The sequence below is a fragment of the Pseudomonas sp. So3.2b genome, assembly GCF_019464415.1.
In the GTDB taxonomy this organism is placed as follows: domain Bacteria; phylum Pseudomonadota; class Gammaproteobacteria; order Pseudomonadales; family Pseudomonadaceae; genus Aquipseudomonas; species Aquipseudomonas shahriarae.
Genome location: NZ_CP080494.1, coordinates 2031236 through 2049950, shown reverse-complemented (window position 1 = coordinate 2049950; position 18715 = coordinate 2031236). Strand labels below are relative to the sequence as shown.

The following is an 18715-nucleotide window of genomic DNA, read 5'->3' as shown; positions in this document are numbered from 1 at the left end:
TCGACGTTAGCCCACAAAAAAAGACACTGCCCACCGCCCATAAAAAATGCCCCGGATCGTTTGATACGGGGCATTTCGATGTCAGCGTGTGACGAGCGCTTTAGGCGATGGCTTCGCTGCGCTTGCCGAGCATACGGTCAACCCCGAATGCAGCCACCAGGGTAATCACACAAGGCACCAGCCAGGCCAGGCCTTGCTCGCTCAATGGCAGGTTAGCCATTTGCGCAGGCATCCAACCCGCCAGCCCCGCACCCTTAAGGGCGTCGATGGTGCCAAAGATAAACGACACCAACATCACCGGACCCAGGATGCGGCCATGCTCATGCCAGAAGTCTTTGCAGAAGCTCAGCGCCACCAGCACGATGCACGGCGGGTAGATGGCGGTCAGTACCGGGATCGAGAACGCGATCAGCTTGGTCAGGCCCAGGTTAGACACCAGCAGCGAAAACGCAGCAAGGATCACCACCAGAGTCTTGTAGGACAGTGGCAATACCCGGCTGAAGTACTCGGCGCAGGCACAGGTCAGGCCCACGGCGGTGACCAGGCACGCCAGGGAGATCAGTACCGCGAGGAAACCGCTGCCCAGGGAGCCAAAGGTGTGTTGAACATAGGCGTGCAACACGGCTGCGCCGTTGGCTGCACCGGCGGCCACTTCATGGCTGCCCGAACCGAGGCGGAACAGGCTGATGTACACCAGCGCCAGGCCCAGGCCGGCAATCAGCCCGGCAATGATCGCGTAGCGGGTGATCAACTGCGGCGACTCGACACCACGGGAGCGGATAGCGTTGACGATCACGATGCCAAACACCAGCGCGCCCAGGGTATCCATGGTCAGGTAACCATTGATAAAGCCCTGGGAGAACGGCGCGGCGACGTACTCAGGCGTAGCAACGCCGATATCCCCCGCAGGCAGAGCAAAGGCCGCGATCCCCAGGACCGCCAGCGCAATGATTTTCAGCGGCGCGAGAAAACGACCGACGGTATCCAACAGGCGCCCTGGGTACAGGGAGATGAAGAACACCAGCAGGAAGTACACCGAGCTGTAGAGGAACAGTGCCAGCGGGCTTTCGCCGGTCAATGGCGCCAGGCCGACTTCAAACGACACCGTCGCGGTACGCGGGGTGGCGAACAATGGCCCGACTGCCAGGTAGCACGCGGCAGCCAGGATGCCACCGGCGACCTTGCCGATAGGGCTGCTCAACGCGTCCATGCCACCGCCGACCTTGGCCAGGGCGATGACCGTAACCACCGGCAAACCGACTGCGGTGATCAGGAAACCCAGCGCCGCCATCCAGACATGCGGCCCGGACTGCAAACCAACGATAGGCGGGAAGATGATGTTGCCGGCGCCCACGAACAGGGCAAAAGTCATAAAGCCCAACGCCAGGATATCCTGGCCTTTCAACACTTTCATTTGAGGAAATACCACACTACTGAATCGGAATTTAGAGGGGGATTCCCTATGGATGAGGGAAATACTGCCGGCCCTTATGGGGACCGACCGGTCTAGCACGCGGCTTCCTTTTGGGATGCAGGCGCATAAAGAGGCGGCAAGAGTACCGAATTTGTCTGACAAACGCACTGTTGCGGGGCGAGCTGTCCGATAAGCGACACTTTGATGTCGCGTTTTCATACTTAATTTGGCAATGCTGTCCACTGTGGGAGCTGGCTTGCCTGCGATGCAAGCGGCGCGGTGATACAGGCAAGCCAAGGTGATGCAATCGCAGGCACGCCAGCTCCCACAGTGGATGGCAGAATGCACAAAGGCCACCCGAAGGTGGCCTTTGTGTGGTGAAGCGTCAGTTAAGCGCGAGGCTTACTTGATCGCCCAGCCAGTCAGCTCGGACAAAGCCTTGCCGATGTCTGCCAGCGAACGCACGGTTTTCACGCCTGCGTCTTCCAGGGCAGCAAACTTCTCGTCTGCAGTACCCTTGCCGCCAGAGATGATTGCGCCAGCATGGCCCATGCGCTTGCCCGCAGGGGCAGTCACACCAGCGATGTAGGAAACAACTGGCTTGGTCACGTGTGCCTTGATGTAGGCAGCCGCTTCTTCTTCAGCCGAACCGCCGATCTCACCGATCATCACGATCGCTTCGGTCTTCGGGTCTTCCTGGAACAGTTTCAGGATGTCGATGAAGTTCGAGCCTGGGATCGGGTCACCGCCGATGCCGACGCAAGTCGACTGACCGAAACCGGCGTCAGTGGTCTGCTTCACAGCTTCGTAGGTCAGGGTGCCGGAACGGGAAACGATACCGACTTTGCCTGGCAAGTGAATGTGACCTGGCATGATGCCGATCTTGCATTCGCCTGGAGTGATCACGCCTGGGCAGTTAGGGCCGATCAGGGTAACACCCAGCTCGTCGCACTTAACTTTAGCGTCCAGCATGTCCAGGGTAGGAATGCCTTCGGTGATGCAAACGATCAGCTTGATGCCGCCGAATGCCGCTTCCAGGATGGAGTCTTTGCAGAAAGGAGCTGGAACGTAGATCACGCTGGCGGTGGCGCCAGTTTGAGCTACAGCTTCTTTCACGGTGTTGAACACTGGCAGGCCCAGGTGCTCGGTGCCGCCTTTGCCCGGAGTTACGCCACCAACCATCTTGGTGCCGTATTCGAGGGCTTGCTGGGTGTGGAAGCTACCTTGCGAACCGGTAATACCCTGGCAGATAACTTTGGTGTCTTTATTGATCAGGACGCTCATTATTTGCCCTCCGCAGCTTTGACAACTTGTTGAGCAGCGTCGGTCAGGCTGGTTGCAGCGATGATGTTCAAACCGCTTTCTGCCAGTACTTTAGCGCCCAGTTCAGCGTTGTTACCTTCAAGGCGTACAACAACCGGGATTTTCACGCCGACTTCTTTCACTGCACCGATGATGCCTTCGGCAATCATGTCGCAACGAACGATGCCGCCGAAGATGTTGACCAGTACTGCAGCGACGTTGGAGTCGGACAGGATGATCTTGAATGCTTCGGTAACGCGTTCTTTGGTAGCACCGCCGCCTACGTCGAGGAAGTTGGCTGGTTTGCCGCCATGCAGGTTGACGATGTCCATGGTACCCATGGCCAGGCCAGCACCGTTGACCATGCAACCGATGTTACCTTCCAGGGCTACGTAGTTCAGTTCGAACTTGGCAGCGTGCGCTTCGCGCGGATCGTCTTGCGACGGATCATGGAAAGTCTTCAGCTTAGGCTGACGGTACATGGCGTTGGCGTCGATGTTGATCTTGGCGTCGAGGCAATGCAGATCGCCGTCAGCCTTGATCACCAGCGGGTTCACTTCCAGCAGGGCCAGATCGTGATCCTGGAACAGTTTGGCCAGACCTACGAAGATCTTGGCGAACTGGGCAACTTGCTTGCCTTCCAGACCCAGCTGGAAAGCCAGCTCGCGACCCTGGAATGGCTGAGCGCCAACCAGTGGGTCGATAGTGGCTTTCAGAATTTTTTCTGGGGTTTCGTGAGCGATCTTCTCAATGTCCACGCCACCTTCGGTGGAAGCCATGAACACGATGCGACGGCTCGAACGGTCAACGACAGCGCCCAGGTACAGCTCTTTAGCGATATCAGTGCACGATTCAACCAGGATCTTGGTGACTGGCTGGCCATTGGCGTCAGTCTGGTAAGTCACCAGACGCTTGCCCAGCCACTGCTGTGCGAAGGCCTTGGCGTCTTCTTTGCTGCGAACCAGCTTAACGCCGCCCGCTTTACCGCGACCACCAGCGTGGACCTGGGCTTTGACAACCCATTCAGTACCGCCGATTTTGTCGCAAGCTTCTGCTGCTGCTTCCGGGGTGTCTACTGCGTAGCCCTTGGAAACTGGCAGGCCGTACTCAGCGAACAGCTGCTTACCCTGATACTCGTGAAGATTCATGCTTTTTACCGTCTTCGTTAGGTACTGCGCATTCGGCGCTGCGCTCATTATGAGTGCCGCGCCACCTGTGACTGCTGCTTGCCCAGCTCCACCGCCCTAAGGCCGGCAAAGCTGCGCAAGACTGCGTCCAGCGGATATTCCGCGGTGAGTCTTGCGCGCAAGGCTCACGACGGGCAACCGCCGTGGTTTCTTATTATCTTGCTTAGCGCTTCTTCTTGTTGGCAATGTGGATGGCATGGCCATTCACTGCCAACGCGGCTTCGTGCAGCGCTTCAGACAGGGTCGGATGGGAGAAAACCATCATGCCGATGTCTTCGGCGCTGGTGCCGAATTCCATACCGATAGCGCCCTGCTGAACCAGCTCTGCGGCGCCTGGGCCAATCACGTGGACACCCAGTACGCGGTCAGTCTTGGCATCAGCGATGACTTTGACAAAGCCGCCAGTGTCGTTCGCTGCCATGGCACGGCCAGAAGCGGCAAACGGGAAGGTGCCGACGTTAACTTCAACGCCTTCAGCTTTCAACTGCTGTTCGTTCTTACCAACCCATGCAATTTCCGGGTGGGTGTAGATGACCGAAGGGATCAGGTCGTAGTTCATCTGGGTCTTGTGACCCTTGATGCGCTCAACCACCATGATGCCTTCTTCGGAAGCCTTGTGCGCGAGCATCATGCCGCGAACCACGTCGCCGATGGCGTAGACGCCAGGTACGGTGGTAGCGCAGTGATCGTCAACATGGACAAAGCCACGCTCGTCGATGGTCACGCCGCTGTCAGCTGCCAGCAGATCAGTGGTCACTGGACGGCGACCAACGGCAACGATCAGCTTGTCGAAAGTGATGGTCTGTTCGCCATCCTTGTCGGTGTAGGTTACGACAACTTCTTCGCCGTTGACTTTCGAACCGGTCACGCGAGCGCCCAGCTTGATGTCCAGACCTTGTTTGGTCAGGGTTTTCAGCGCTTCTTTGGACACTGCGGTGTCGGCAGCCAGCAGGAACGTGTCCAGGGCTTCCAGCACGGTCACTTGCGAACCCAGACGGGACCAGACCGAACCCAGTTCCAGGCCGATCACGCCAGCGCCGATCACGCCCAGGCGTTTTGGTACCGCTTGGAATTCCAGGGCGCCGGTCGAATCGACGATCACGTTCTGATCAACAGGAGCAGGCGGAATGTCGATTGGACGCGAACCTGGAGCCAGGATCACGTTTTCGGCTTCGATGATTTCAGTCGAACCGTCTGGCTTGGTGATTTCAACTTTCTTGCCGGCCAGCAGTTTGCCGTGACCTTGCAGGGAAGTGACGCCATTGGCCTTGAACAGGGTAGCAACGCCAGAGGTCAGGCCTTTGACGATGTTGGCCTTGCGGCCGACCATTGCTGGCACGTCCATGGTCACGCCAGCGTGGTTGATGCCGTGGATGGCAAAACCGTCCTGGGCTTCGTGGAATTTCCAGGAGCTGTCCAGCAGCGCCTTGGAAGGAATGCAACCGACGTTCAGGCAGGTACCGCCCAGGGCCAGTTTGCCTTCCTTGTCGGTGTATTTTTCGATGCAAGCAGTCGAGAGGCCCAGTTGAGCGGCCTTGATGGCGGCCACGTAGCCGCCAGGGCCCGCACCAATCACTACAACGTCAAATTTCTGAGACATGAAAATAGATCCTCTATTTTAGCGACAAGCTTCAAGCCTCAAGTTGCGAGCCAAGCTGCTCATTCCGGCAGCTTGCAGCTCGCAACCCGAAGCTGCTTCTATCAGATATCCAGGAGCAAGCGAGCCGGGTCTTCCAGCAGATTCTTGATGGTCACCAGGAACGTCACGGCTTCTTTACCGTCGATCAGGCGGTGATCGTAGGACAGTGCCAGGTACATCATCGGACGGATCACGACCTGGCCGTTGATGGCCATCGGACGCTGGATGATGTTGTGCATGCCCAGGATCGCAGCTTGTGGCGGGTTGACGATCGGGGTCGACATCATCGAACCGAAGGTACCACCGTTGGTGATGGTGAAGGTACCGCCGGTCATCTCGTCGATGGTCAGCTTGCCGTCACGGGCTTTCTTGCCGAAGCCGGCGATGCCGCCTTCGATTTCAGCCAGGCTCATCAGCTCGGCGTTACGCAGGACCGGTACCACCAGGCCACGGTCGCTGGACACGGCAACGCCGATGTCAGCATAGCCGTGGTAGACGATGTCGCCGCCGTCGATGGAAGCGTTGACTGCCGGGAAGCGTTTCAGGGCTTCGGTGGCCGCTTTCACGAAGAACGACATGAAGCCCAGGCGCACGCCATTGTGGGACTTCTCGAACAGGTCCTTGTACTTCGAACGCAGGGCCATGACTTCAGTCATGTCGACTTCGTTGAACGTGGTCAGCATGGCCATGTTCGACTGTGCTTCAACCAGGCGCTTGGCCACGGTGGCACGTACGCGAGTCATCGGTACGCGCTTCTCGGTGCGGTCGCCAGCAGCGAATACAGGCGCAGCGGCAGCTGGAGCAGCAGCCTTGGCAGGTGCGGCAGCCGGAGCGTTTTTCTTGGCTTCGACAGCAGCAACCACATCTTCCTTGGTCACACGGCCGTCTTTGCCGGTGCCTTTGATGGAAGCCAGGTTGATGCCGTTTTCTTCAGCCAGCTGACGCGCAGCCGGTGCAGCGATTGGATCTTCACTACCCGCAGCCGGAGCGGCAGCAGCAGGTGCGGCAGCCGGAGCAGCAGCGGCGGCTGGAGCAGCGGCAGCAGCACTGCCCTCTTCGATCGAACCCAGTACCTGGTTGGACAGGACGGTAGCGCCTTCTTCGGCAACGATGGCGCCCAGGACGCCGTCGGCTTCGGCCAACACTTCCAGAACAACCTTGTCGGTCTCGATGTCGACGATCAGGTCGTCACGCTTGACGGCTTCGCCTGGTTTCTTGTGCCAGGTGGCAACGGTGCCATCGGCAACCGATTCCGGGAATGACGGGGCTTTGATTTCGATAGCCATTATCTGTGGGTCCTTAAAATTCGGTTTCAGTCAGCGCGAAGGCGTTAAACAGTGAAAGCATCTTGCAGCAGTTTTTCCTGCTGCTCGGCGTGCATCGACGCATAACCACACGCAGGTGCAGCAGAAGCATCACGGCCGGCATACTCCAGGCTCAGGGCCTTGTTGTGGTTACCGATGCTGCGACGCAGATGATGCTGGCTGCTGTACCACGCGCCCTGGTTCATCGGTTCTTCCTGACACCACACCACGTGGGTGAGGTTGGTGTAAGGCGCGATGGCCTCCATCAGGTCGTCTTCCGGGAACGGGTAAAGCTGCTCGATACGCACGATGGCGATGTCTTCGCGGCCTTCGGCACGACGTTTTTCCAGCAAGTCGTAGTAAACCTTGCCGCTGCACAGGATCAGGCGAGTGACCTTGGCTGCGTCCAGGGTGTCGATTTCCGAAATAACGGTCTGGAACGAACCGTCGGCGAGATCTTCCAGGGTCGAGATGGCCAATTTGTGACGCAACAGCGATTTCGGAGTCAGCACTACCAACGGCTTACGCAGCGGGCGGATCACCTGGCGACGCAGCAAGTGGTAGATCTGGGCCGGGGTAGTCGGCACGCACACCTGGATGTTGTGCTCAGCGCACAATTGCAGGTAACGCTCCAGACGGGCCGAGGAGTGCTCCGGACCCTGACCTTCATAACCGTGTGGCAGCAACATGGTCAGACCGCACAGACGGCCCCACTTGTGCTCGCCGCTGGTGATGAACTGGTCGATCACCACCTGGGCACCGTTGGCGAAGTCGCCGAACTGGGCTTCCCAGATCACCAGCGCGTTTGGCATGGTGGTCGAGTAACCGTATTCGAACGCCAGAACCGCTTCCTCGGACAGGAACGAATCGTACAGATCGAAACGTGGCTGGCCTTCATACAGGTTCCGCAACGGGATGTAGGTGCCCGCGTCTTTCTGGTTGTGCAATACCGCGTGACGGTGCGAGAACGTACCGCGGCCGATGTCCTGGCCAGTCATGCGGATCGGGTGACCTTCGAACGCCAGGGTCGCGTACGCCATGGTTTCAGCGTAACCCCAGTTGATCGGCAGGCCGCCGGCTTGCATCTTCTGACGGTCTTCGTAGATCTTCGCAACCTGGCGCTGTACGACGAAGCCTTCTGGAATTTCCAGCAGCTTGGCGGACAGTTCCTGCAGGGTTTTCAGATCGAACGAGGTGTCATGACGTGCAGTCCAGGCGTGGCCCAGATACGGACGCCAGTCAACGAACAGCTCTTTGTTCGGCTCTTTGACCAGGCTTTTTACTACATGCAGACCATTGTCCAGGGCGTTGCGGTATTCATCGATCTTCGCCTGAACACGCGCGTCATCCAATACACCGGCCTTGGTCAGGCTTTCGGCGTACAGCTCACGGGTGGTGCGCTGCTTGGTGATCTGCTGGTACATCAACGGTTGGGTGCCGCTAGGCTCATCCGCTTCGTTGTGACCGCGACGGCGGTAGCAAACCAGGTCGATGACCACGTCACGCTTGAACTGCATGCGGTAGTCAATGGCCAGTTGGGTCACGAACAATACGGCTTCCGGATCATCCCCATTCACATGGAGGATCGGCGCCTGGATCATCTTGGCAACGTCGGTCGCGTACTCGGTAGAGCGTGCGTCCAGCGGATTGCTGATGGTGAAACCAACCTGGTTGTTGATAACGATGTGAACCGTGCCGCCGGTCTTGAAGCCGCGAGTCTGCGACATCTGGAACGTTTCCAGGACCACGCCTTGACCGGCGAAAGCCGCGTCACCGTGGATGGAAATCGGCAGAACCTTCTCACCGGTGGAGTCGTTGCGACGATCCTGACGAGCACGCACCGAACCCTCGACCACTGGAGAAACGATTTCCAGGTGGGACGGGTTGAACGCCATGGCCAGGTGAACTTCACCGCCGGTGGTCATCACGTTGGACGAGAAGCCCTGGTGGTATTTAACGTCACCAGAACCCAGCTCGACCTTCTTCTTGCCTTCGAACTCGTCGAACAGCTCGCGCGGGTTCTTGCCGAAGGTGTTGACCAACACGTTCAGGCGACCACGGTGAGCCATGCCGATCACGATTTCCTTGGTGCCGTAGGAACCGGAACGCTGGATCATCTCGTCAAGCATCGGAATCAGGCTCTCGCCGCCTTCCAGGCCGAAACGCTTGGTGCCTGGGTATTTGGTGCCCAGGTATTTTTCAAGGCCTTCGGCAGCGGTGACGCGCTCAAGCAGGTGGCTGCGCACATCGGCGGACAACACCGGACGGCCACGCACGCCTTCCAGGCGATGCTGGAACCAGTGGCGCTGCTCGGAATCGGTGATGTGCGTAAATTCAGCGCCGATGGTGCGGCAATATGTCTGCTGCAACGCTTCGTGAATTTCGCGTAGGCTCGCTTCCTCTTTGCCGATGAACAGGTCGCCGGCACGGAAGGTCGTATCAAGATCGGCATTGGTCAAGCCGTAGTGATTGATCGACAGGTCCGCAGGTGCAGGACGCTGCCACAGCCCCAGCGGATCAAGCTGGGCTGCCTGGTGGCCACGCATACGGTAGGCCTGGATCAGTCGCAGTACTTCAACTTGCTTCTTCTCGTGCTCACTGCTCACGCTTCCGGCGGAAACCGGCTGGGCGCGGCGCTGGTTCTTTGCCAGCAGCACAAATTGATCGCGAATTGTTGCATGCGATACATCGGTGGCAGCGTTGCCGTCTGAAGACAACGTCTGAAATTTGGTGCGCCATTCTTCTGGCACAGCGTTAGGGTCGTGCAGGTAGAGCTCATAAAGCTCTTCCACATAGGCAGCGTTACCACCTGAAAGATAGCCGCTGTTCCACATGCGCTGCATCACGCTTTCTTGCATGCTTGGTCACCCTCGATTTGGGGACACCACCGGCGAAAACACCGAGTTTGCTTGCAAAAGGCCAAGTGCAGCGACCAAAACAAGCCACTTAGGATCACGCTGATAGTTCGGGTACCAACCCGAATGCCCCTGCTTGTCTCATTTCTTCAAAATAAGAGCCGCGGCTTTGTAAGTCGCTGCTCAAGTTAAAACTACGGCGCCGGTTGAAGCCTGCGCCGTAGCATTTACGGGCACAACGGTCCTGCTTTTACTACAACGTCTTACACGCCGCTTTGCAGCAGCATGTTACGGATGTGACCAATGGCCTTAGTCGGGTTCAGGCCTTTGGGACATACGTTGACGCAGTTCATGATCCCGCGGCAGCGGAATACGCTGAACGGGTCATCCAGTGAAGCCAGACGCTCGGCCGTCTTGGTGTCACGGCTGTCTGCCAGGAAGCGATAGGCTTGCAGCAGTGCAGCTGGACCCAGGAACTTGTCCGGGTTCCACCAGAAGGACGGGCAAGAGGTCGAGCAGCAAGCGCACAGGATGCACTCGTACAGACCGTCGAGCTTTTCGCGCTCTTCCGGGGACTGCAGACGCTCGATGGCCGGAGCCGGCGTGTCGTTCTGCAGGAATGGCTTAACCTTTTCGTATTGCTTGTAGAAGATGCTCATATCGACGACCAGGTCACGGATAACCGGCAAACCTGGCAGTGGACGTACAACAAGCTTGTTCTTCTTGACCACGGCCGACAGCGGCGTGACGCAAGCCAGGCCGTTTTTGCCGTTGATGTTCATGCCGTCGGAGCCGCAGACACCTTCACGGCAAGAGCGACGATAGGAGAAACCCTCGTCCTGCTCTTTGATCAGGGCCAGCACATCCAGCACCATCAGGTCTTTACCACCGGTATCGACCTCAAATTCCTGCATGAACGGCGCAGCGTCCTGATCAGGGTTGTAGCGATAAACACTGACTTTCAACATGGCAGCCACCCTTAGTAAGTCCGAATCTTCGGTTCAAACGTCGGAACCGTCTTCGGCGAGAAGTTCACGGCACGCTTGGTTACGCGCTTGTCACCCGGGAAGTACAGGGTGTGGCACAACCAGTTTTCGTCATCGCGATCTTCAAAGTCTTCACGAGCGTGAGCACCACGGGATTCTTTACGAACCTCGGCGGCAATCGCAGTCGCTTCAGCCACTTCCAGCAGGTTTTGCAGTTCAAGGGCCTCGATACGAGCGGTGTTGAACGCCTGGCTCTTATCGTTGATCTTGACGTTGGCAATCCGCTTGCGCAGGTCTGCCAGCTGGGTAATACCCTTCTGCATGTATTCGCCAGTACGGAATACACCGAAGTAGTTCTGCATGCAGCTTTGCAGCTCGCGACGCAGGGTTGCTACGTCTTCGCCATCAGTACGCTCGTTCAGAGCATTCAGGCGTGCCAGGGCAGCCTCGATGTTGGCGTCGGTCGCGTCATCGTATTCGATGCCGTCGGTCAGGGCTTTTTCCAGGTGCAGGCCGGCAGCGCGGCCGAATACCACCAGGTCGAGCAGCGAGTTGCCGCCCAGACGGTTGGCACCGTGAACCGATACGCAAGCCACTTCGCCTACCGCGAACAGACCATGAATGATCTCGTCCACGCCTTCGGCGTTCTGGGTGATCGCCTGGCCATGAATGTTGGTCGGCACGCCGCCCATCATATAGTGGCAAGTTGGAACCACTGGTACTGGAGCAACCACCGGGTCAACGTGTGCGAAGGTCTTGGACAGTTCGCAGATACCTGGCAGGCGGCTGTGCAGCACTTCTTCGCCCAGGTGATCGAGCTTCAGCATCACGTGGTCGCCGTTCGGGCCGCAACCGTTGCCGGCGATGATTTCTTTAACCATCGAACGGGCAACCACGTCACGACCGGCAAGGTCCTTGGCGTTCGGAGCATAACGCTCCATGAAACGCTCGCCGTGCTTGTTGATCAGGTAACCGCCTTCACCACGGCAACCTTCTGTAACCAGTACACCGGCGCCGGCGATGCCGGTTGGGTGGAACTGCCACATTTCGATGTCTTGTACCGGCACGCCTGCACGCAGGGCCATGCCAACGCCGTCACCGGTGTTGATCAGGGCGTTGGTGGTCGAAGCGTAGATACGACCTGCACCGCCCGTCGCCAGCACGGTAGCCTTGGCGCGGATGTAGGTGGTTTCACCGGTTTCGATGCAGATAGCGATCACGCCGACGAATGCGCCGTCCTGGTTCTTCACCAGGTCAACCGCGTAGTACTCGTTCAGGAACGTGGTGCCGGCTTTCAGGTTGCCCTGATAAAGAGTGTGCAGCAGCGCGTGACCGGTACGGTCGGATGCCGCGCAGGTACGGGCAGCCTGGCCGCCTTTACCGTAATCCTTCGACTGGCCGCCGAATGGACGCTGGTAGATACGACCCTGTTCGGTACGGGAGAACGGCAGACCCATGTGGTCCAGCTCGAACACCGCAGCAGGGCCTTCCTGACACATGTACTCGATAGCGTCCTGGTCGCCGATATAGTCGGAACCCTTGACGGTATCGTACATGTGCCAGCGCCAGTCATCGTTCGGATCCGCAGAAGCGATGGCGCAGGTGATGCCACCCTGGGCCGATACGGTGTGGGAACGGGTCGGGAACACCTTGGTGATCACGGCAGTCTTGTGACCACCCTGGGCCAGCTGCAGTGCAGCGCGCATGCCGGCGCCGCCGCCACCAATAATGATGGCGTCAAAAGAAATCGTTGGAATGTTAGCCATGAATCAGATACCCCAGAGAATCTGCACACCCCAGACGAAGTAAGCGAACATCGCGACGCCGCATACTGCCTGGAAAAGGAAACGTACTGCAGTCGCGGACTTGCCCAGCGCCATCGGCGTCAGGTAGTCGGTCGCGATGGTCCACATGCCGACCCAGGCGTGAGCACCCAGGGCCACAAGGGCGAGCAGACTGAAGATACGCATCCCGTTGTGGGAGAACAGACCGTGCCATTGGGCGTAGCCAATGCCAGGGTTTGCAACGAGGTACCCGATCAGGAAAATGAAATAAGCCGCGAGAACGACCGCAGACACACGCTGCGCCATCCAGTCATAGAGGCCTGAACGCGATAGGTTCGTAACGCTGGTTACCATATCCAAACTCCTGCCAGAACGATCAGCACCACGGAAATGGCGATGATGATTTTCGAGCCCAGGCGGCCGCCTTCCAGCGTCTCACCGATGCCCATATCCATGATCAAGTGGCGCACACCGGCTACCAGGTGATACAGCAGAGCGGACAGGAGGCCCCATGCTACGAACTTGGCCAGCGGGCTGGTCAAGCATGCCTTCACCTCGGCGTATCCTTCCTCGGAACCCAGGGATTTGCTCAATGCATAAAGCATGATGCCCAAGCCCAGGAACAGGATGATGCCGGAAACACGGTGCAGGAACGACGTAACGCCGGTGATGGGGAGTTTGATGGTCCTTAGGTCTAGGTTTACAGGTCGTTGGCTATTCACGGCTTTTTTTCACACTGAAGAGCCCCTAACAATCAGGGCAAAGTTGTTGGGGAGTGCACTGGTCAGGTAAGCACCACCCAGGGAGTGCGACCCCCAATGAAAGCAAGCCCAAAAGCCCTTGGCGGTCGGTGGCCGAGTATAGACAGTTAGGCTACTAATGACAACGCGCACTCCTCACCCTAATAGCTGATTGCGCTGACGGGATAAAAGGCGTAAACGGCAGGCAATTTCGAGGAAAAAGTACGGTTAAAGCCTTCTGGAGCAAGACTTTAGGCAAATTGACATCTGGATTTATATCAATATAGTGGTGCGGGCCCTGCGTGGGGGGTCTGTCTGATGATTTGAAGCATAAATAGGAGGCCACATGGCTGACAAAAAAGCGCAGTTGATCATCGAGGGCGCAGCCCCCGTCGAGCTGCCCATTTTAACCGGCACCGTTGGTCCCGATGTTATCGACGTACGGGGCCTGACGGCCACGGGCCGTTTCACTTTCGACCCAGGCTTCATGTCGACCGCTTCTTGCGAGTCGAAGATTACCTATATCGACGGCGACAATGGCATTCTGCTACATCGCGGCTACCCGATCGAACAACTGGCCGAGAAATCGGACTACCTGGAAACCTGCTACCTGCTGCTAAATGGCGAATTGCCAACAGCCGAGCAAAAGGCCCAGTTTGTCAGCACCGTGAAGAACCACACCATGGTTCACGAGCAGTTGAAGACCTTCTTCAACGGCTTCCGTCGCGACGCGCACCCAATGGCCGTCATGTGCGGTGTAGTCGGCGCCCTGTCGGCCTTCTATCACGACTCCCTGGACATCAATAACCCGCAGCATCGCGAAATCTCCGCGATCCGCCTGGTTGCCAAGATGCCCACCCTGGCCGCAATGGTTTACAAGTACTCCATGGGCCAGCCCATGATGTACCCGCGCAACGACCTGACGTACGCGGAAAACTTCCTGCACATGATGTTCAACACCCCGTGCGAGATCAAACCGATCAGCCCGGTACTGGCCAAGGCCATGGACCGGATCTTCATCCTCCATGCCGACCACGAACAGAACGCCTCGACGTCCACCGTGCGCCTGGCGGGCTCCTCGGGTGCCAATCCGTTCGCCTGTATCGCCGCGGGCATCGCTGCACTGTGGGGCCCTGCCCACGGCGGTGCAAACGAAGCCGTATTGACCATGCTCGATGAAATCGGCGATGTGTCCAACATCGACAAGTTCATCGCCAAGGCCAAGGACAAGAACGATCCGTTCAAGCTGATGGGCTTCGGTCACCGGGTCTACAAGAACCGCGACCCGCGCGCCACCGTCATGAAGCAGACCTGCGACGAAGTGTTGAAGGAACTGGGCATCAACAACGATCCGCAACTCGAACTGGCCATGCGCCTGGAAGAGATCGCGCTGACCGACCCGTACTTCATCGAACGCTCGCTGTACCCGAACGTCGACTTCTACTCGGGGATCATCCTCAAGGCGATCGGCATTCCAACCAGTATGTTCACCGTGATCTTCGCCCTGGCGCGGACCGTGGGCTGGATCTCCCACTGGAAAGAAATGCTCTCCAGCCCGTACAAGATTGGCCGCCCGCGCCAGCTGTACACCGGCTACGAGTCGCGTGACATTACCAAGCTGGAAGACCGCAAGTAAGCATTCAACTGCTTAGCTGCATTGAGAACGGCCTCCCTTAGTGGAGGCCGTTTTGTTTGTGCTGCCTGACATACCGCTTTCGCGAGCAAGCCCGCTCCCACAGTTGACCGCATTTCAAAGGATGAACGCGGTCAACTGTGGGCTTGCTCGCGAAGGCTATAACGCAGGCAACACAGAACCCCAGGCAAAAAAACCCGGCCTTTCGACCAGGGCATTTCTTACTGAGCTACAACCTAAGCGGTTGACCGCCCCGCGCGCCCCAGGCCAGTCTGCGAACGCACAAACTGCGGGAAGCGCTTTCACCGCCGCCACCGACTTATCGGTGATGGAGAAGAGCCAGTGATCATCCAGAACAGCGCCGGGTACTCCCACAGCTGACCGCATCGCCCGGGCGCACATCATTCAACTGTGGGAGCCGGGCCTGCCCGCGATGAGGCCAGCCCAAACACTACAAATCATCCAGCCAAAAAAATGCCCCGGCCTTTCGACCGGGGCATTTCTTATTGAGCTACAACCTTAGTGGTTGACCGCCCCGCTCGCCCCCAGGCCAGTCTGCGAACGCACAAACTGCGGGAAGTACAGCGCCCGTTCTTTCACTGCCGCCGCCGACTTGTCGGTGATGGAGAAGAACCAGATACCCACGAACGCGATGATCATCGAGAACAGCGCCGGGTACTCGTACGGGAAGATCGCTTTTTCATGGTGCAGGATCGAGACCCAGATGGTCGGGCCCAGGACCATCAGGCCAACCGCACTGACCAGACCCAGCCAGCCACCAATCATCGCGCCACGGGTGGTGAGGTTTTTCCAGTACATGGAAAGCAGCAGCACCGGGAAGTTACAGCTGGCGGCAATGGAGAACGCCAGGCCGACCATGAACGCGATGTTCTGGCTTTCAAACAGGATACCCAGACCAATCGCCAGCACTGCCAGGGCGATGGTGGTGATCTTCGACACGCGAATCTCATCCTTCTCGTTGGCCTTGCCTTTCTTGATCACGCTGGCATACAGGTCATGGGACACCGCCGAAGCACCGGCCAGGGTCAAACCGGCAACCACCGCGAGGATGGTGGCAAACGCCACGGCCGAGATGAAGCCCAGGAAGATACTGCCGCCCACCGCGTTGGCCAGGTGCACCGCCGCCATGTTGTTACCACCCAACAGAGCGCCTGCTGCATCCTTGAACGCCGGGTTGGTGCTGACCAGCAGAATCGCGCCGAAGCCGATGATAAAGGTCAGGATGTAGAAGTAGCCGATAAAGCCAGTGGCATACAGCACGCTCTTGCGGGCTTCTTTAGCGTCACTCACGGTGAAGAAGCGCATCAGGATGTGTGGCAGGCCAGCTGTACCGAACATCAGGGCCAGGCCCAGGGAGAACGCCGAGATCGGGTCTTTTACCAGGCCGCCAGGGCTCATGATCGCCTCACCTTTAGGGTGAACCTTGATCGCCTCGGAGAACAGCAGGTTGAAGTCGAAGTTGACGTGCTTCATCACCATCAGTGCCATGAACGAAGCACCGGACAGCAGCAGCACTGCCTTGATGATCTGTACCCAGGTGGTCGCCAGCATGCCGCCGAACAACACATAGAGGCACATCAGGATACCCACCAGGATCACCGCAACATGGTAATCAAGGCCGAACAGCAGCTGGATCAGCTTGCCGGCGCCGACCATCTGCGCAATCAGGTAGAACGCCACCACCACCAGCGAACCACAAGCCGACAGGCTGCGGATCTGGGTTTGCCCGAGGCGATAGGACGCTACGTCGGCAAACGTGTACTTGCCCAGGTTACGCAGGCGCTCGGCGATCAGGAACAGAATGATCGGCCAGCCCACCAGGAAGCCGATCGAGTAGATCAGGCCATCGTAGCCAGAGGTGAACACCAGTGCGGAAATCCCCAGGAAGGACGCCGCCGACATGTAGTCGCCGGCAATCGCCAGACCGTTCTGGAAACCGGTGATCTTGCCGCCAGCGGCATAGTAGTCAGCCGCCGAATTGTTACGCTTGGACGCCCAGTAGGTGATGCACAATGTTGCGCCGACAAAGGCGACAAACATCAGGATCGCCGCAACGTTCAACGGTTGCTTGTGCACTTCACCGGTCAATGCGTCCGCCGCCCAAACGGCAGGAGCAAAAAGCGAAGCGCCGAATACAGCCAATAGACGACGGATCATTGCGCAGCCTCCTTGAGAATCGCATTGTTCAGGTCGTCGAATTCGCCATTGGCGCGTCGCACGTAGATGCCTGTGAGCACAAAGGCCGAGACAATCAGCCCAACCCCCATCGGGATCCCCCAGGTGATGGACGACTCAGGGCTGATCTTGGCCCCCAAGACTTGTGGCCCATAAGCAATCAACAGGATGAATCCGGAATACAGCCCGAGCATGATCGCCGAGAGAATCCAGGCGAACCTTTCCCTTTTTCTGACCAGCTCCTTGAAGCGCGGGCTGTTTTGAATCGAGAGGTAAATGCTGTCGTTCATTGTTTTTATCCTCGCAGCACAGCTTTTTATTATTGGGACATATCCACTGTATGCGGCTGCGGGAGAGGTTCCAGACGACCTTAGTCTTAGAACCAGTGTAACGAGGGTTTGGGAGGTGACAGAAACAATTGCGGGAGGGAGCTTATGGGAGAGCTGGCTTGCCCGCGATGGCGGTGAATCAGTCAGGTATCCATCAACTGATCCACCGCCATCGCGGGCAGGCCAGCTCTCACACAAGGCCCATCACCAATACTTTTCAGGGGGTCAAGGAGCGGTCCACTCAGCCACACGCTCAGGGTGCTTGGCCACCCAATCCTTGGCCGCCGCATCTGGCTTGGCACCTTCCTGGATAGCGAGCATTACTTCGCCGATTTCATCCTTGGAGGCCCACTGGAATTTCTTCAGGAATGCCGCGACTTCCGGGGCTTTCTTTTCCAGGCCCTTGCTGCCGATGCTATTGACCGTCTCGGCGGCGCCATAGATGCCTTTTGGATCGTCAAGGAAACGCAGCTTCCACTTGGCGAACATCCAGTGTGGCACCCAGCCGGTCACCGCAATGGAATCCTGCTTGTCTTCGGCACGGGTCAACTCAGCGATCATTGCCGCCCCGGAACTGGCCTGCAGCTTATAGTCCAGGCCATATTGCTTGATGGCTTCGTCAGTCTTGAGCATCACGCCTGAACCGGCATCAATGCCAACGATCTTGTTCTTGAAGGTGGTGTCGGTCTTCAAGTCCTCGATGGACTTGGCCTTGACGTACTCCGGCACGATCAAACCGATCTTCGCATCCTTGAAGTTGGGGCCGTAGTCGACCACTTTGTCCTTGTTCTTGGTCCAATACTCGCCGTGGGTGACCGGCAGCCAGGCCGAAAGCATGGCGTCAAGTTTGCCGGTGGCCACGCCCTGCCACATGATCCCGGTGGCAACCGCCTGCAGTTTCACGTCATAGCCCAGTTTTTGCTTGATCACTTCAGCCGCCACGTGGGTGGTGGCGACACTGTCCGACCAGCCGTCCACATAACCGAGGCTCAGGGTCTTGCTGTCGGCGCTGGCCAGTGTGGAACTCATCGCAACTACCAAGGTGGCAGCTGCGCCCAAGAGTCGTCGCATCTTCATAGTGCTTCCCCGAAAGTGCTGCGCCCGACGGATGCCGAGCGACGTCAACCTGTTGTCATGTGGTGCCGTTCGATCATCAACCTGCTGAACCTGTGGACCTGCTCTGACTACGACCTCAGCGGAGCAAGAAACGACATCACAACGCCAGCAGGAAAATTCCTAGGACGCAGCGTCAAAATCCCGCCCGAACTTTGCATGTCAAAATTATGCGGTCCCCCTGAAAACCGGCAAATACAGGTAAGATGCGCGGCTTTGTTCCCACACGGCCT

General features: G+C 58.0%; 14 protein-coding genes. 1 reads left to right on the top strand and 13 read right to left on the bottom strand.

All coding sequences use genetic code 11. The features are described from left to right. Positions 1 to 100: 100 nt before the first annotated feature. From brnQ to sdhC, 10 genes are all read right to left on the bottom strand, one after another. Positions 101 to 1414, bottom strand: a complete 1314-nt coding sequence (gene brnQ, locus K1X80_RS09270) for a branched-chain amino acid transport system II carrier protein (protein ID WP_057444573.1) — start codon at positions 1412 to 1414, stop codon at positions 101 to 103. A gap of 402 nt (positions 1415 to 1816) precedes the next feature. Next, the gene (sucD, locus tag K1X80_RS09265; protein ID WP_057438865.1) at positions 1817 to 2698 is read right to left on the bottom strand and encodes a succinate--CoA ligase subunit alpha; all 882 of its coding nucleotides are present in this window, start codon (positions 2696 to 2698) and stop codon (positions 1817 to 1819) included. Next, a complete protein-coding gene (gene sucC / locus K1X80_RS09260) occupies positions 2698 to 3864 on the bottom strand; it encodes an ADP-forming succinate--CoA ligase subunit beta (protein WP_003233235.1) in 1167 nt (388 codons plus the stop codon). The genes sucD and sucC overlap by 1 nt, the downstream gene beginning before the upstream one ends. A 202-nt stretch (positions 3865 to 4066) precedes the next feature. Beyond that, positions 4067 to 5503: a dihydrolipoyl dehydrogenase gene (gene lpdA, locus K1X80_RS09255; RefSeq protein ID WP_057958985.1), complete on the bottom strand. Its 1437-nt coding sequence runs from the start codon at positions 5501 to 5503 to the stop codon at positions 4067 to 4069. A gap of 101 nt (positions 5504 to 5604) precedes the next feature. Continuing rightward, positions 5605 to 6828 (bottom strand): 2-oxoglutarate dehydrogenase complex dihydrolipoyllysine-residue succinyltransferase, encoded by a 1224-nt coding sequence (gene odhB, locus K1X80_RS09250; RefSeq protein WP_057958984.1) that lies wholly within the window; start codon positions 6826 to 6828, stop codon positions 5605 to 5607. A 44-nt stretch (positions 6829 to 6872) separates the two neighbouring features. Further along, complete coding sequence (locus K1X80_RS09245; protein ID WP_057958983.1) at positions 6873 to 9704, bottom strand: 2-oxoglutarate dehydrogenase E1 component; 2832 nt, start codon at positions 9702 to 9704, stop codon at positions 6873 to 6875. 260 nt (positions 9705 to 9964) lie between these two features. Further along, positions 9965 to 10669 (bottom strand): succinate dehydrogenase iron-sulfur subunit, encoded by a 705-nt coding sequence (locus K1X80_RS09240; protein ID WP_057438860.1) that lies wholly within the window; start codon positions 10667 to 10669, stop codon positions 9965 to 9967. A gap of 11 nt (positions 10670 to 10680) precedes the next feature. Then, on the bottom strand, positions 10681 to 12453 hold the full coding sequence (gene sdhA, locus K1X80_RS09235; RefSeq protein WP_029292672.1) for a succinate dehydrogenase flavoprotein subunit: 1773 nt from the start codon (positions 12451 to 12453) through the stop codon (positions 10681 to 10683). A gap of 3 nt (positions 12454 to 12456) precedes the next feature. Continuing rightward, positions 12457 to 12825, bottom strand: coding sequence for a succinate dehydrogenase, hydrophobic membrane anchor protein (gene sdhD, locus K1X80_RS09230; RefSeq protein WP_029292670.1), 369 nt, complete (start codon positions 12823 to 12825; stop codon positions 12457 to 12459). Beyond that, positions 12819 to 13193: a succinate dehydrogenase, cytochrome b556 subunit gene (gene sdhC, locus K1X80_RS09225; protein ID WP_003172804.1), complete on the bottom strand. Its 375-nt coding sequence runs from the start codon at positions 13191 to 13193 to the stop codon at positions 12819 to 12821. Before sdhC ends, sdhD begins: the two co-directional genes overlap by 7 nt. Positions 13194 to 13557: 364 nt before the next feature. On the opposite strand from sdhC, the gene gltA reads away from it, so the two are divergent. Then, complete coding sequence (gltA, locus tag K1X80_RS09220) at positions 13558 to 14847, top strand: citrate synthase (RefSeq protein ID WP_003222994.1); 1290 nt, start codon at positions 13558 to 13560, stop codon at positions 14845 to 14847. A gap of 516 nt (positions 14848 to 15363) precedes the next feature. Here the strand turns inward: gltA and K1X80_RS09215 are convergent. The 3 genes from K1X80_RS09215 to K1X80_RS09205 form a co-directional block, all read right to left on the bottom strand. Beyond that, positions 15364 to 17022 (bottom strand): cation acetate symporter, encoded by a 1659-nt coding sequence (locus tag K1X80_RS09215; RefSeq protein WP_057958982.1) that lies wholly within the window; start codon positions 17020 to 17022, stop codon positions 15364 to 15366. Continuing rightward, complete coding sequence (locus K1X80_RS09210; RefSeq protein WP_057958981.1) at positions 17019 to 17330, bottom strand: DUF485 domain-containing protein; 312 nt, start codon at positions 17328 to 17330, stop codon at positions 17019 to 17021. Before K1X80_RS09210 ends, K1X80_RS09215 begins: the two co-directional genes overlap by 4 nt. 264 nt (positions 17331 to 17594) lie before the next feature. Next, on the bottom strand, positions 17595 to 18446 hold the full coding sequence (locus K1X80_RS09205) for a glycine betaine ABC transporter substrate-binding protein (protein WP_057438857.1): 852 nt from the start codon (positions 18444 to 18446) through the stop codon (positions 17595 to 17597). Positions 18447 to 18715: the final 269 nt, after the last annotated feature.

What these genes read in the sequence shown, in the direction of transcription:
- brnQ (WP_057444573.1), bottom strand. Translation starts at nt 1,414, where the DNA reads ATGAAAGTGTTGAAAGGCCAGGATATCCTGGCGTTGGGCTTTATGACT.
- sucD (WP_057438865.1), bottom strand. Translation starts at nt 2,698, where the DNA reads ATGAGCGTCCTGATCAATAAAGACACCAAAGTTATCTGCCAGGGTATT.
- sucC (WP_003233235.1), bottom strand. Translation starts at nt 3,864, where the DNA reads ATGAATCTTCACGAGTATCAGGGTAAGCAGCTGTTCGCTGAGTACGGC.
- lpdA (WP_057958985.1), bottom strand. Translation starts at nt 5,503, where the DNA reads ATGTCTCAGAAATTTGACGTTGTAGTGATTGGTGCGGGCCCTGGCGGC.
- odhB (WP_057958984.1), bottom strand. Translation starts at nt 6,828, where the DNA reads ATGGCTATCGAAATCAAAGCCCCGTCATTCCCGGAATCGGTTGCCGAT.
- K1X80_RS09245 (WP_057958983.1), bottom strand. Translation starts at nt 9,704, where the DNA reads ATGCAAGAAAGCGTGATGCAGCGCATGTGGAACAGCGGCTATCTTTCA.
- K1X80_RS09240 (WP_057438860.1), bottom strand. Translation starts at nt 10,669, where the DNA reads ATGTTGAAAGTCAGTGTTTATCGCTACAACCCTGATCAGGACGCTGCG.
- sdhA (WP_029292672.1), bottom strand. Translation starts at nt 12,453, where the DNA reads ATGGCTAACATTCCAACGATTTCTTTTGACGCCATCATTATTGGTGGC.
- sdhD (WP_029292670.1), bottom strand. Translation starts at nt 12,825, where the DNA reads ATGGTAACCAGCGTTACGAACCTATCGCGTTCAGGCCTCTATGACTGG.
- gltA (WP_003222994.1), top strand. Translation starts at nt 13,558, where the DNA reads ATGGCTGACAAAAAAGCGCAGTTGATCATCGAGGGCGCAGCCCCCGTC.
- K1X80_RS09215 (WP_057958982.1), bottom strand. Translation starts at nt 17,022, where the DNA reads ATGATCCGTCGTCTATTGGCTGTATTCGGCGCTTCGCTTTTTGCTCCT.
- K1X80_RS09210 (WP_057958981.1), bottom strand. Translation starts at nt 17,330, where the DNA reads ATGAACGACAGCATTTACCTCTCGATTCAAAACAGCCCGCGCTTCAAG.
- K1X80_RS09205 (WP_057438857.1), bottom strand. Translation starts at nt 18,446, where the DNA reads ATGAAGATGCGACGACTCTTGGGCGCAGCTGCCACCTTGGTAGTTGCG.